This is a genomic window from Frigoribacterium sp. CFBP 13712, assembly GCF_014842255.1.
Taxonomy (GTDB): Bacteria; Actinomycetota; Actinomycetes; order Actinomycetales; family Microbacteriaceae; genus Frigoribacterium.
In genome coordinates, this window is the sequence record NZ_JACYVH010000008.1 from 19,530 (window position 1) to 32,435 (window position 12,906).

The 12,906-nt window shown below is 71.3% G+C and carries 12 protein-coding genes; 3 read left to right on the forward strand and 9 right to left on the reverse strand.

The genetic code is table 11. The features are described 5' to 3' along the window. Window positions 1–77 precede the first annotated feature (77 nt). A complete protein-coding gene (locus IFT51_RS12710; protein WP_192061455.1) occupies window positions 78–1,517 on the forward strand; it encodes an MFS transporter in 1,440 nt (479 codons plus the stop codon). Window positions 1,518–1,582: 65 nt separating this feature from the next. Here IFT51_RS12710 and IFT51_RS12715 read toward each other — a convergent pair whose 3' ends face one another. Further along, the gene (locus tag IFT51_RS12715; RefSeq protein WP_192061456.1) at window positions 1,583–2,242 is read right to left on the reverse strand and encodes a GntR family transcriptional regulator; all 660 of its coding nucleotides are present in this window, start codon (window positions 2,240–2,242) and stop codon (window positions 1,583–1,585) included. Window positions 2,243–2,280: 38 nt separating this feature from the next. Between IFT51_RS12715 and IFT51_RS12720 the strand changes: the two genes are divergently transcribed. Next, complete coding sequence (locus IFT51_RS12720; protein WP_192061457.1) at window positions 2,281–3,099, forward strand: carbon-nitrogen hydrolase family protein; 819 nt, start codon at window positions 2,281–2,283, stop codon at window positions 3,097–3,099. Between the two features lie 23 nt (window positions 3,100–3,122). Here IFT51_RS12720 and IFT51_RS12725 read toward each other — a convergent pair whose 3' ends face one another. From IFT51_RS12725 to IFT51_RS12760, 8 genes are all read right to left on the reverse strand, one after another. Then, window positions 3,123–5,165 carry an ATP-binding cassette domain-containing protein gene (locus tag IFT51_RS12725; protein WP_192061458.1) on the reverse strand — a complete coding sequence of 681 codons (2,043 nt, stop codon included), beginning with the start codon at window positions 5,163–5,165 and terminating at the stop codon, window positions 3,123–3,125. After that, window positions 5,165–6,448 (reverse strand): peptidoglycan-binding domain-containing protein, encoded by a 1,284-nt coding sequence (locus IFT51_RS12730; RefSeq protein ID WP_192061459.1) that lies wholly within the window; start codon window positions 6,446–6,448, stop codon window positions 5,165–5,167. The genes IFT51_RS12725 and IFT51_RS12730 overlap by 1 nt, the downstream gene beginning before the upstream one ends. 34 nt (window positions 6,449–6,482) lie before the next feature. Continuing rightward, window positions 6,483–7,352 carry a hypothetical protein gene (locus IFT51_RS12735; RefSeq protein WP_192061460.1) on the reverse strand — a complete coding sequence of 290 codons (870 nt, stop codon included), beginning with the start codon at window positions 7,350–7,352 and terminating at the stop codon, window positions 6,483–6,485. A gap of 44 nt (window positions 7,353–7,396) precedes the next feature. Next, complete coding sequence (locus IFT51_RS12740) at window positions 7,397–8,308, reverse strand: hypothetical protein (protein WP_192061461.1); 912 nt, start codon at window positions 8,306–8,308, stop codon at window positions 7,397–7,399. Further along, a complete protein-coding gene (locus IFT51_RS12745) occupies window positions 8,308–8,721 on the reverse strand; it encodes a peptidase inhibitor family I36 protein (protein ID WP_192061462.1) in 414 nt (137 codons plus the stop codon). The genes IFT51_RS12740 and IFT51_RS12745 overlap by 1 nt, the downstream gene beginning before the upstream one ends. 234 nt (window positions 8,722–8,955) lie before the next feature. After that, window positions 8,956–10,056 (reverse strand): BMP family ABC transporter substrate-binding protein, encoded by a 1,101-nt coding sequence (locus tag IFT51_RS12750; protein WP_192061463.1) that lies wholly within the window; start codon window positions 10,054–10,056, stop codon window positions 8,956–8,958. 117 nt (window positions 10,057–10,173) lie between these two features. After that, window positions 10,174–10,890: a response regulator gene (locus IFT51_RS12755; protein WP_192061464.1), complete on the reverse strand. Its 717-nt coding sequence runs from the start codon at window positions 10,888–10,890 to the stop codon at window positions 10,174–10,176. Next, window positions 10,881–12,200, reverse strand: a complete 1,320-nt coding sequence (locus IFT51_RS12760; protein WP_192061465.1) for a sensor histidine kinase — start codon at window positions 12,198–12,200, stop codon at window positions 10,881–10,883. Before IFT51_RS12760 ends, IFT51_RS12755 begins: the two co-directional genes overlap by 10 nt. Before the next feature lie 217 nt (window positions 12,201–12,417). On the opposite strand from IFT51_RS12760, the gene IFT51_RS12765 reads away from it, so the two are divergent. Next, window positions 12,418–12,846, forward strand: coding sequence for a DUF6314 family protein (locus tag IFT51_RS12765; protein WP_192061466.1), 429 nt, complete (start codon window positions 12,418–12,420; stop codon window positions 12,844–12,846). Window positions 12,847–12,906 lie beyond the last annotated feature (60 nt).

The following is a 12,906-nucleotide window of genomic DNA, read 5'->3' on the forward strand; positions in this document are numbered from 1 at the left end:
ACACCTACTGTATACACACGGTATCGCCGTGGCACCACCCCTCCGACCGATCCCCACCGAACTCGACAGGACAGCCCATGACCACCGATCCCCAGGCCCCCGGTCCGACCTCCGGGCCCGAATCCACGCCCGGAACCGCAGCCGACGCCGCAGTCGACACGGCGCCGGTCAGCCGCCGCTCGCTCGCGAAGGCGTTCACCGCCTCGCTGACCGGCACCTCCCTCGAGTGGTACGACTTCGCCGTCTACTCCGCCGCGTCGGCCGTCGTCTTCCCCGTCGTGTTCTTCCCGGCGAGCGACCCCTACACGGCGACCATCCTCGCGTTCTCGACCTACGCCGTCGGCTACGTCTCACGACCGGTCGGCGGGTTCGTGTTCGGTCGGCTCGGCGACAAGATCGGCCGGAAGCCCGTGCTCGTCACGACCCTGCTGATCATCGGCATCGCGACGTTCCTGATCGGCCTGCTGCCGAGCTACGCGACGATCGGGCTCGCAGCGCCCATCCTGCTCGTCCTGCTGCGCTTCGCCCAGGGCGTCGGCGTGGGCGGCGAGTGGGGCGGCGCGGTGCTGCTCTCGAGCGAGTTCGGGGATCCGAGGAGGCGCGGCTTCTGGTCGTCCGCCGCCCAGGTCGGTCCCCCGGCCGGCAACCTCCTCGCCAACGGCGCGCTCGCGGTGCTCACGGCCGTGCTCACCGAGGAGGCGTTCCTCGACTGGGGCTGGCGCGTCGCGTTCCTGGCGTCGGCGGTGCTCGTCGGCTTCGGCCTCTGGATCCGCCTCAAGCTGGAGGACACCCCGGTCTTCCAGGCTCTGGAGGCGCGGGGCGACGCCCCGGCCGCTCCCGTCCGCGAGGTGTTCACCACGCAGCTGCGCCCCCTGGTCGCCGCCATCCTCAGCCGCATCGGACCCGACGTCACCTACGCCCTCTTCACCGTCTTCACCTTGACCTACGGCACGGTCACCCTCGGTCTCGAGCGCAGCCAGGTGCTCGTCGCCGTGCTGATCGGCTCGGCGTTCCAGCTCGCCTGCATCCCCCTCGCCGGCGCGCTCTCCGATCGCATCAACCGTCGACTGCTCTACGCCGTCGCCGCCGTGGGTGCGGCGATCTGGGCCTACGTCTTCTTCGCCATCACCGACGGGTCGTCGACGGTCGTGCTGACCATCGGCATCGTGCTGGCCCTCGTCTTCCACTCGTTCATGTACGGACCGCAGGCGGCCTTCATCGTCGAGCAGTTCTCACCGCGACTGCGCTCGACGGGCAGCTCGCTGGCGTACACGATCGCCGGCGTCTTCGGCGGCGCGATCGCTCCGCTGATGTTCACCATCATCTTCGAGGAGACGGGCAGCGGGCTCGGTGTGGCGATCTACCTCACCGTGGCCGTCGCACTCACCCTCGTGGGGCTGGCGCTCGGTCGCGACTCGAACGTGCAGGAGGACGCCGACTACCTCGCCGACGCCCCGGCGACGGACGGGGTCGACGCGACCCGCGCCTCCTCGGGGACGTCGTCGTCGCGCGACTGACGCTCGTCGAGCGACTGACGCTCATCGAGCGGCCGACGCTCGTCGACCAGGGTGACGCCGTGCCGTCAGCTGCGGAGGAGCAGGTCGAGCGTCACCCCGAGGTGACGGTCGATCGCGTCTCGCGCGGCCTCGGCGTCGCCCGACTCGAGAGCGGCCACGATCTCGTCGTGCTCGGCGCACACCCGCTCCTGCCGGTCGGTCCGGCGGAAGAGGGCCTCGACGCCGACCATGACCTGCCGGGCGCGGAGCTTCTCGTAGCTGCGCGACATGAGGTCGTTGCCGGCGGCGTCGACGAGCAGCTGATGGAACTCGCGATCGTGCTCGATGAACCGCTGACCGCTCTCGCGGGGGTCGACGTCCTTCAGCTCGTGCTGCTGCGCGAGGACGGCGCGCATCGCCGCGAGGGGCACACGCCCGGCGGCGAGGGTCGTGGTGGCGGCGTGTCGCTCGAGCACGCCCCGCAGCTCCATCAGCTCGGCGATCTCGCGGCCGCTGATCACAGGGACCCGCACGCCGCGCTTGGGGATCATCTGCACCAGCCCGTCGGAGGCGAGCAGCAGCAGCGCCTCGCGGACCGGGGTGCGCGAGACGCCCACGCGCTCGGCTATGTCCTGCTCGCTGAGGAACGCCCCCTGCATGGCGGGGTCGACGAGCACCTGGGAGTAGAGGTACTCGTAGGCCCGGTCGCGACCCGAGGCCGCGGGGACGGGCGATTCCGGGCTCATCTGCATACCATACGTATACACCACCGATCGGAGAAAACATGCGCATCGCGCTCGCCCAGATCATCAGCTCGGCCGACCCCCGGGCGAACCTCGCCGAGATCACGAGGACGACGGAGGCGGCGGTCGCCCAGGGAGCCGAGCTGGTCGTGTTCCCCGAGGCCGCCATGTGCGCCTTCGGCAACGACCTCGGCGCGATCGCCGAGCCGCTCGACGGGCCGTGGGCCACGGGGGTGCGGGCGCTGGCCCGGCGCCTGGGCACCACGATCGTGGTGGGTGCCTTCACACCGGGGTCGGGCGGGCGGGTGCGCAACACCCTGATCGTCGCCGGACCGACCGCCGACACCGACGACTCGTACGACAAGATGCACCTGTTCGACGCCTTCGGCTACGCCGAGTCGGACTCGGTCGAGGGCGGCGAGCGCGCCGTGACCGTCACGGTCGGCGAGACCCTCGTCGGCCTGGCGACGTGCTACGACATCCGCTTCCCGTCGCTGTTCGTGGCGAACGCGGCGGCGGGCGCGCAGCTGAGCGTCGTGTGCGCGTCGTGGGGTGCGGGGCCGGGCAAGGTCGAGCAGTGGGAGCTGCTCGCACGCGCCCGGGCGGTCGACACGACGACGGTGGTGGTCGCCGTGGGGCAGGGCGACCCCGCCTCGCAGGGCGTCGAGACGGCGGGGGCCGCACCGACCGGCGTCGGACACAGCATGGTGGTGTCGCCGTTCGGGGTGGTGCTGCACGAGCTGGGGGCCGAGCCCGAGCTGGCCGTCGTCGACGTCGACCTCGCGTCCGTCGATGCCGCGCGCGGGTCGCTGCCGGTGCTGGCGAATCAGCGGTTCGCGGTGGGTGCGTTGCGCGACTGAGGGGCGCCGCGCCTCCTCGGCTCTCAGAGGCGGAGCGCCTCGTGCGGCTCGATGCGGCTCGCCCGCCAGGCCGCGACGAGCCCGCCCGCTGCCCCGACGATGACGCCGCCGATCAGCGCCGCGGGGGCGAGTCTCAGGTCGAACACGGGGATCCACTGCCGCGCGACGGTCATGACGAGCACGGCTCCGAGCCCCAGGGCGAGACCGAGCAGCCCGCCGAGGGCGCCGATCACGACCGACTCGGCGAGCACGAGCCCGGCGATGTGACTCGGGCGGGCGCCGAGCGCCCGGCGCAGACCGAACTCCTTGCGGCGCTCGAGCACGGCGAGCACCATCGAGTTGCCGAGACCCGCCACGGCGGCGAGCAGAGCCACCCCGGTGAAGGCGAGCAGGGTCGACTCGACGTCCGATTCGATCTCGGCGCGGAGGGTGGTCGGGTCGATCGGCGCGTCGACCCGGAACGTCTCGGCGGCGACGGGGTCGATGGCGAGCGGCGCCTGTCGGGCGACCTGCTGAGCCGCACCCGCACCGGTCCGGATCAGCACGGATGTCTGAGAGGGGGTCTCGACTCCTGGCAGGGAGTGCGCACCGGTCGTCACGGCTCCGACGAGGCTCGGCACGCGCGGCGACTCGTCGACGATGCCGACGACGGCGACCTCGGCGTCGCCCAGGGTGATGACGGGCGCCGCGGCGAGCGGACCGAGGGGCAGCTGGGCGGCGAGACTGCGGCCGATCAGCACCTCCCGGTCGCCGAGCGTCGGGCCGTGGCGGGCGAGCCACTCGACGTCGACGCGGGCGGCCGCGAGGAGGCTCCCCTCGATGCTCACGACCGGCGCCTGCAGGGCGTCGCGCACGGCGGTCGCCCGGACGACGGCCGACCCGCGCTCGTGCAGCGCCCCGACCGACTCCACACCGCTGAGCTCCGCCACACGGGCGAGCCTGCCGGCCACATCGGCCGCGGCCTCGGGACTCCCGAACGGAGCGACGACCGCGCCCGCGCCGATCGCCCCCGGGGCCTCCCCCTCAGCCGTCGGATCGACCGGGGAGTCCCACGAGACGCCGACGTCGCGGTTGGTGTGCAGATCGAAGGTGTCGCCGACCTGGGCGCCGGCCGACACCGAGAGCCCGAGGCTGGCGACGGCGAGCGCCACCGCCACGGCGACGGCGACCACGAGCCCCGCGGTCTTGCCGAGCCGCGACGTGACGGAGCGCACGGCGTCGTCCGCGAGGTCTCGGAACCGCAGGCGTGACGGGCGACCCGGTCTCTCGGGTCGGTGACCCGCGCCTCCTTCGCCTGTGGATCGGGGAGCCGAGGAGGCGCGGGTCGGCTCCGTGACGACCGTCGCGTCGGCAGGGCCTCCCGTCCCGAGCGCGGAGGCCACGGCGACCTCGTTCGTCGCGACCGACTCGATGCGCCCGTCGCGGAGGTGCGCCACCCGGTCGGCCGCGCGGGCGACGGTCGGGTCGTGCGTGACCAGCACGACCGTGGTGCCCTCGTCGCGGAGGGCGAGAAGGGTCTCGACGACCGAAGCGCCGTTCTCGGAGTCGAGGTTGCCGGTGGGTTCGTCGGCGACGACGACGGGTGTGCCGGCGGCGAGGGCCCGAGCGATGGCCACGCGCTGCCGCTGCCCGCCGGAGAGCTTGGCGGCGAGCTGGTCGCCGAGCCCGTCGAGGCCCACCTGCTCGAGGGCTCGATCGGCGAGGATGCGGCGCCGGTCGGCAGGCACCGCGCGATACAGGAGGCCCAGTTCGACGCTGTCGCGGACCGGGCGGTGGTCGAGCAGATGGAAGCCCTGGAACACGAATCCGAAGGTCTCGGACCGCGTCTCGGCGAGCCGACGCGAGGTGGATCCGCCGATGTCGTCACCGGCGATCGTGTACGTGCCCGTGGTGGGGTGGTCGAGCAGTCCGATGGTGTTGAGCAGTGTGGACTTGCCGCCGCCGGAGGGGCCCATGATGGCGAAGAACTCCCCCGCCTCGATGTCGAGGGTGACGCCGTCGAGGGCCGTGACCTCGACCGCTCCCGAGAACGTGCGTCCGACCCCGCGGAGCTGCAGCAGCGCCATCAGTCGACCCGCACCCGGTCGCCCTCGGCGAGGTCGCCGGGGTCCGTCGGCTCGACGGCGCTCTCACCGTCGAGCTGGCCGGTCTCGACGACGGGGATGCGACGGAACGTCCCGTCGTCCTGTTCGACGAGGAGGTGCGCCTCACCTGATCCGCCGCCGGCGACCGCGACCGTGGGGACGATGAGACTCCCGGTCTGCACGGTCTCGATGTCGAGGGCGACGAGGCCCTCGGCCCCGAGCAGGTCGGGCACGAGCTCGCCGTTCGCCGCGTCGAGGATCACGCGGGACTCGGCGTCGTCGTCGCCCCCGGGCACGACGGTCTCGAGCGTGATCGGAGTGGTCGCGCCGTCGGGAGCGGTGAAGGTGCCGGTGGAGCCCTCGATCAGAGTCTCGGCGATGAGCACGGGAACATCGGCGGCGATGCGCAGACGGCCGGACTCCAGGCGGAGCTCGACCTCCGACCCGGCGGCGGTTCCGACCGCGGGCGTCTCGGCCGCGACGGCCGGGAGGGTCGGCACGACGACGAACTCGGCCGGCGAGGCGACCACTCGTCGCGTGACGGGGCGGTCGGAGGTCGGGTCGGTGTCGCTCGCGTCAGCCGCGGAGGAGGCGGAGGGGGCGGCGCTCGGGGAGGGTGCGGGCGCAGGGGTGCCTGCCGGTGCGGACTGAGCGCCTGTCGCGTCGACGGCCGCGTCCGTGTCGGGGGCGGCGTCCGTGCCGGGGACGCCCCGGGCCTCCTCGATGTCGACCACGGTAGGAGGCGCGTGTCCGGTTCGCGAGTAGAGCGCTGTCAGCGATCGTTCGGTACCGGCACCGAACACACCGTCGACGGTCGTGGGGATGCCGGCGTCGCGCAGGGCCGTCTGCAGTTGTCGCACGTCGGGGCCCGTGTGGTCTCGACGGAGTTCGCGGTAGAAGGGGAAGCCGCCGGTGACGGCGAACACCGGGCGACCGTTGACCTCGGTCACGATCTGGCCCGCGGTGACGGGGGCGCCCGACGACGTGGGCTTCCCGGTCACGTAGGCCGGCTCGGCGGCTGGGGAGGGCAACGCGACGGACATGAGGCCGGTGCGACCCACCGTCGCCTGGAAGGTGATGCGGCGTGTTAGGTCGCCGACTCGGACCTCGCTCGTCACCGGGAGCGGTGACGGGGCGGTCGCGGCCGCCTCGCGCTGGGCGGGCGACTCGAACGCGTGGGCCAGCCCCCAGCCGCCGGCGAGGAGCGCGACGATCGCCACGCTCCCGCCGACGGCGAGGGCCTTGCGGGAACGGATGAGGGTCATCCTTCACCTCTCATCACGAGGGGGCGCGCGGAGCTCATCGGGCCTCGGGCGCGTTCTCCGCGAGATAGGCCTCGGCGCGAGCTCGTTGCTCTTCGAGTTGATGGCCGTACCGCACGAGGTCGTCCGCATGCGACTTCATGGCTTCCGCCTGCGCATGCCACTCCGCGTCGTACAGCGCCCTGGCATAACCAGAGGAGTCCTGACACGTCGCATCGGCGACCGCCACCCGGCGCTCCTCCGCGGAGACGTCGAACTCGTCGCCGACCGAGTACGGCGCGTCGATGGCCGGGCCACCACCGTCATCGACAGATGCGGGTGGCATCTCCTCGGGCACGGCCGGAAGGTCGGGGAGCCCGACCTCCGCCATGCATTCGCGCCATCGAGAGGCCGCCTCTCCGACCTCCGGAGACTCTTGCGCATCACCAGCAGCGCCACCCGCGATCTCCATCGCCAGGTCGTAGACCTGCCAACTCGGTTCGTCATCCAGGACCGCCGTGCTCTGATCGAAGCAACTCTCGGCGGCTTCCGGCGCCTGGTCAGCCACAGCCCGTCTGGATCTCTCGCCATCGAGCCAAGCCTGTTCAGCTTCCGGCGATCTCGCGATCTCGCCAGAGTTCCCGTAACCAAACGTTTCGCCGAGCTCGACTGAGAAGAGCTTGCGGCCCGCAGCGTTCCAGGACTCGCCGGTCGTGGTACCCGGAGGGTCGAGACGGACCACCCACTCGTGCCCAGCCTCCGCCATGCACTTGTGGACGAACACCTGCTGGGCGTCATACTCGACGTTTAACAGCGGTGGCATGTACTGGTCGAGCGGGAGTCGCCACTGGGACTGGTTCTTTGCGGGCAGGTCGAGGTCCGTGCGCTGGGCAGCATCGGTCGCACACCCCGCGAGGGCCGCCGACACGACTGCCGCCGCGGGGACGATCAGAACGAATCGTGAACGTCCCCTCACGGCGAGACAGCGTTCTCTGCGAGGTACCTCTCGGCGAGAGCGCGCTGCTCTTCAGCCTGCTGCCCGAACCGCTCCAGATCGTCGATTCGGGAGTCCATGGCTTCTACCTGGGCGTCCCATTCGGCGTCGTAGAAGGTCGTCGTGTAGCCGGTGGAGTCTCGGCAGCTGGCATCGGCGACAGCGACGCGACGCACCTCGGTGGGCACATCGAGTTCGTCACCACTCCGGAACGGAGCATCGATGGCATCTCCGCCGTCACCCATGTCGACCGACGCCGGGGGCATCTCCTCGGGCACCTCCGGCAGATCAGGCAGGCCGACATCCCTCATGCACGCCCGCCAGTCCCCTGCGGCTTCGCGGACCTCGAGCGCCTGCTCTGCTTCGGCGTAAGCGAGGTTGCCGATCTGTTGAGCCAAGTCGTACGCAGAACCGTCCGCGACACCGAGAATCGGAGCAGTCTCTTCGAAGCACGCGTCGACCGCCTCAGGGTGCTGTTGCGAGACTGCGCGGTTCGCGCGATCCGCGTCCATTCGAGCCTGGGCCTGATCGAGCATTGGAGAGTTTCCGTAGCCGAATTTCTCGGCGAGCCCGACGGAGAAGAGTTTGCGGCCGGCGTCGCTCCAGGAATCTTGTGGAATCGCTCCATCCTCATTCAGTACGACGCGCCACTCGTATCCGGCCTTCGCAAGGCATGATGCGACGATGACCTGCTCTGCATCGAAGACAGGATCCACAAGAGGCCACTGGTACTGGTCGAGAGGCAGGACCCACCTCTGTTCGTTCTTCTCGGGCAGCGTCAGTTGAGACTCATTCACCGAGGCAGTCGAGCAAGAAGACACGAAGACGACTGAGACGGCTATGATTCCGACCCCGAGTGCACGTGAGAGCCCTCCGCGGAGGCTCTCCATCAGCAGTAAGCCCTGAAGCACGCAGAAGAGATCTGATCATTCAGGCCCTTGGCACTGAAATTGACTCCCTTGCCTTTATCAGCATGGATGTACGGACCCGTGTAATTCGCATGCTTGTACCAACGAGCCGCCATCCCGGACTGCCCGTTGTTGAATCCGGACGAACCCGCGTCATTGGTCCGCGTATGGAAGGTCCGCGCCCAGTAACCGACACTCTCGAAGTTTCTGACGTATTCATAGAAGTTGATGTTGCCGCCACCGTAGTTATTGTTCTCGTAGGTGCAGCCCAGTCCGCGGACGGGGCATCCAGCCGGGGCGGCCGATGCGGGCGCGGGGGTCATCACGGCGACGGAGCCCAGAACGAGACTCGCGGTCACGAGCAGGGTCGACAGCGTTTGGCGTGGCAGGATCATGAATAACACCTCGAATGAACCGCGAGCGCAGCGAGAGCCGCTGCGGTTCGTCAGTCGGCTTCCGAGGCCGCACGGTGGGTGCGACGTACGAAATGCTACCGACTGTTATGCCTTGAGGTCAAGACCTGGCCGACCCGCTCCTCCTGAGGGTTGAGACGGCGTCGCTCGATTAGTCACGACATGCCGCGCTCCTCCTGAAGGGCACGGCGTGTCGTGACTCATCGACGCGGCGGGCTAGGGCGCGCTGGGCGACTCCACCGTCACGGCCCCGCTGACGATGTCGGCGCGGAGCGCGTCGAGCTCGCCGCTCAGCTCCGCCGGCACCGACGATTCCAGGTCGTGGAACGACGCCAGCCCGACGCCGTCGTTTTCGAGCGTGCCGACGTAAGGCTCGTTCGTGAACGACCCGTCCGCCGACGAGATCGCGATGTCCTGGACGGCCTGCTCGGTGTCCTTGATGACCGAGGTCAGCAGGATGGGCCGGTACTCGGCGGGCAGCGTGTCGTACCCGTCGTTGTCGACCCAGACCACCGACACGTCGCCGGCGTCGAGCGCGGCCGACGCGGCCCCCTCGCCTACCTGACCGGCCACCGGCATGATGACGTCGGCGCCCTGGTCGATCAGCGCCTGCGCCAGCTGCTTGCCCTTGTTGACGTCTTCGAAGTCGCCCGTGAACGAGCCGTCCTGCGCGGCCTTGTCCCAGCCGAGCAGCTTCACCGTCGTGCCGTGAGCCTCGTTGTAGGCGTCGACGCCGTCGGAGAAGCCGTCCATGAACAGCGTGACCGGGGGCTGGTTGCCGCCGCCGAACGTCGCCACGGTGCCGGTCTTCGAGACGCCCGCGGCGAGATAGCCCGCGAGGTACGACGCCTGCGCCGTGTCGAACACGATCGGCTTGACGTTCTCGCCCTCGACGGTCTCGTCGACGATCGCGAAGTCGATGTCGGGGTTCGCCGCCGCCTGCTCCTCCGTCGCCGGAGCGAGCTCGTAACCCACGGTCAGCACGAAGCCGCACCCCGAGGCGACGGCCTGCGCGACGTTCGGCGCGAGGTCGGTCTCGTTGGTCGAGACGAGCACCTCGGCCGCGATGCCGTCCTCCTTCTCGGCCTTCTGCAAGCCCGCCCAGCTCGACTGGTTGAACGAGCGGTCGTCGAGGCCGCCCGAGTTCGTGACCATGCGCGAGCAGTGCGTCGAATCGGTCGAGGCCGGGTCGACGGAGGGCTCGGGGGCCGAGGCGCATGCGGCGAGCGCCAGCAGGGCGACGGCCGACAGAGCCGCGGAGCCGAGGAGGCGCGGGTGGCGGAGACGGGACGACGGACGTTTCGTGCGGGCAGACACGGCGGTGACCTCCTGGTCGGGCGAGAGGAGCTCTCGAGACGAGGCACCCGATCGGCGAGCGGCCCTCCGATGATCATGGCAGCAGCCCTCGCCGGGGTCGACCTCCCGGCGACGCTGTTACGAGATCGTCGCCGAGCCCCGCCCGGCGGCGTGCACGAGCAGCGCCACCTGCACCCGGTTGTCGACCTCGAGCTTCTCGTAGACGTGCCCGACGTGCGTCTTGATCGTGGCGATGCTGACGAACAGGTCGGCAGCGATCTGCGCGTTCGTCGCACCGCGGGCCACCGCGAGGGCGACCTCGGCCTCGCGATCGGTCAGCCGGTCGAAGCGCTCGCGCTCGACCCGGCCGACCGTCGGCGCCGGCGCCTCGGCGCCGATCCGGCCGGCGGCGACCCCGATCACGCGGTCGAGCACCGACGGCGACAGGATCGAGCGCCCCGACGCGACGGTCCGCACGGCCTGCACGAGCTCGTGCGGCGGTGTGTCCTTCACCAGGAACCCCCGGGCGCCGAGCCGCAGAGCCGAGAGCACGAGCTCGTCGGCGTCGAAGGTGGTGAGCACGAGGACGGCGAGGTCGGGTCGCCTCGCGAGCTCTCGCTCGGTGGCGACGAGACCGTCGCAGCGCGGCATCCGGATGTCCATCAGCACGACGTCGGGCTCGGTCCGATCGATCACCGCTTCGGCCTCGAGACCGTCGGAGGCCTCGCCGACCACCTCGATGCCCTGGTCGCCTCCGAGCAGGAGGCGCAGACCGGTGCGGACGAGGGTCTCGTCGTCGACGATCACGACGCGGACCGGTGCGGTGGCGGTGGAGGCGGCGGCGGTCAGCTCCACGGGAGCACCGCCTCGACGACGTGCCGCCCGTGCCCGTCGGGCCCCGCCTGGAACGTGCCGCCGACAAGTCGCACGCGCTCCGCCAGACCGGTGAGACCGTGCCCCGGCGCCGATGCGCGGTGCTCGATCGACGGGTTGCCGACGACGATGCGGAGTGTTCCGCCGGCCCCGCCCGTGAAGGCGATGTCGACCGGTTGAGCCGGGGCGTGCCTCCTCGCGTTCGTCAACGACTCCTGCACGATGCGGTACGCGTGCCGACTCAGCGAGGTCGGCAGATCGACCAGGGCGCTCGTCGTCCGGTCGTCGATGGTGCAGGCGACGACGGCGCCCGCCGCCCGGGCCTCGTCGAGCAGACCCGGCAGATCGGCGAGGGTCGGTTGAGGAGGCGCGACCTGCGTGACCTCGGACTCCCCCGTGGCCGACGGGTCGCGCAGCACCCCGAGCACGTCGCGCAGCTCGCTGAGGGCTGACTGCGCGTTGTCGCGGACGACGCCCGCCGTCTCGACGACCTCGTCGGGGCTCAGATCGCGACCCCGGTACTCGAGGGCACCGGCGTGGAGGGCCACGAGCGAGAGACGGTGGCCGAGGACATCGTGCATCTCACGGGCGATCCGGGCGCGTTCGTGGTCGCGGATGCGCTCCTCCCTGAGGGCCTGCTCGTGCTCGGCGAGCACCGCCCGGTCGCGCAGCGAGGCGATCAGGTCGCGACGGCTTCCGATGGCGACGCCGACGGCCACGACGAGGGCGTAGAGGACGACGCCGCTGAGCAGCAGCTGCCAGGCGGGCAGGGAGTCGCCCATCGCGGGGAACATCACCGACTCCGAGAACCAGCCCGCAGCGAGGTACACGAGCCCGACGGTCGCCAGCTCGCGAGCGCGGCGACGAGTCGCGAGCGAGACGAGGCCGAGGACGGCGGCACCGGTCGCGAGGGTCGAGACGCCCCCGCAGAGCGCCAGGATCAGCGCGATGACGAAAGGTGCGCGATGCCGGAACGCGACGAGCACCAGGGTGGCGACACCGACGGCGAGATCGCCCATCATGCCGAGCCCGAGCCGGGCGTCGCTCCAGTCGGCGGTGGCCGTCTCGGGCCAGACGAGCGCGAAGGCCAGGAGGCCCACCAGCGTCGCGAGGCCGAGTCTCCAGGTCTCGGCCCAGACGCGCCGTGCCCGGGACAGGTGCGCGCGGCCGGGCCCCGCACCGGTCGCGGGACGCCGCGGCGGGGCCGGCGAGACGGGCGCCGGGGCCGGCGGCGCCGCCGGGAGCGACGGCGCGACCGGCGCCGCGTGGGGGGTCGATGCCGAGGAGGTCATGCCCCGAGCCTAAGGAGGGCGCCCGGCCCGCCGGATCGACCGAAGGTCGGAGTTCGCGCGCGGGCGGCTCGACGGCACCGGCCCCTGCGTGGCACCGCGGACCGACCGCGGAACCACGGGATCGCGCGTGCGCGGGATCCGGCGGGGCGACGGCCGTTTCGCGGCGTCCGACCGGACGACGGGCCGTGCGCGACGGGCCGTGCGCGACACTGGACGGATGGACACGCTCGCGCTGCTGCTCGGTCGCTGGCGCGTCGAACGCCGCATCGTCGACCGGCTCGTGGGCGACGAGACCGTCTTCACCGGCACCGCGACCGTCGAGCCGGCGGGCGCGGCACCCGATCGACCCGCCTCGTACGTCGAGGAGGGGGAGGTCGTGCGGGGCTCGCACCGCGCCTCCGCGGCTCGTCGGCTCACGTATCACCCGCTGGCGGACGGGTCGCTCGACGTCCGGTTCGCCGACGGTCGGCACTTCGTCGACCTCGACCTGCGGACCGGAGCCTGGGAGGCGCGGCACCCGTGCGCCCCCGACGACTACCTCGTCGAGACGCGCGTTCTGACGCCCACGTCGTTCGTCGAGCGCTGGACGGTGCGCGGCCCCGCCAAGTCGTACGACGCCGAGACGACGTACACGCGCGCGGGCTGACGCCCGCGCCCGCCCGCGTCGCGTCGCTCACCCGACCCCACCCCCGTGCCTCGAGTGGTC

Excerpts from the sequence above, each read along its gene's own strand:
- IFT51_RS12720 (WP_192061457.1), top strand. The coding sequence starts at position 2,281 with ATGCGCATCGCGCTCGCCCAGATCATCAGCTCGGCCGACCCCCGGGCG.
- IFT51_RS12710 (WP_192061455.1), top strand. The coding sequence starts at position 78 with ATGACCACCGATCCCCAGGCCCCCGGTCCGACCTCCGGGCCCGAATCC.
- IFT51_RS12730 (WP_192061459.1), bottom strand. The coding sequence starts at position 6,448 with ATGACCCTCATCCGTTCCCGCAAGGCCCTCGCCGTCGGCGGGAGCGTG.
- IFT51_RS12715 (WP_192061456.1), bottom strand. The coding sequence starts at position 2,242 with ATGAGCCCGGAATCGCCCGTCCCCGCGGCCTCGGGTCGCGACCGGGCC.
- IFT51_RS12760 (WP_192061465.1), bottom strand. The coding sequence starts at position 12,200 with ATGACCTCCTCGGCATCGACCCCCCACGCGGCGCCGGTCGCGCCGTCG.
- IFT51_RS12765 (WP_192061466.1), top strand. The coding sequence starts at position 12,418 with ATGGACACGCTCGCGCTGCTGCTCGGTCGCTGGCGCGTCGAACGCCGC.
- IFT51_RS12745 (WP_192061462.1), bottom strand. The coding sequence starts at position 8,721 with ATGATCCTGCCACGCCAAACGCTGTCGACCCTGCTCGTGACCGCGAGT.
- IFT51_RS12740 (WP_192061461.1), bottom strand. The coding sequence starts at position 8,308 with ATGGAGAGCCTCCGCGGAGGGCTCTCACGTGCACTCGGGGTCGGAATC.
- IFT51_RS12725 (WP_192061458.1), bottom strand. The coding sequence starts at position 5,165 with ATGGCGCTGCTGCAGCTCCGCGGGGTCGGACGCACGTTCTCGGGAGCG.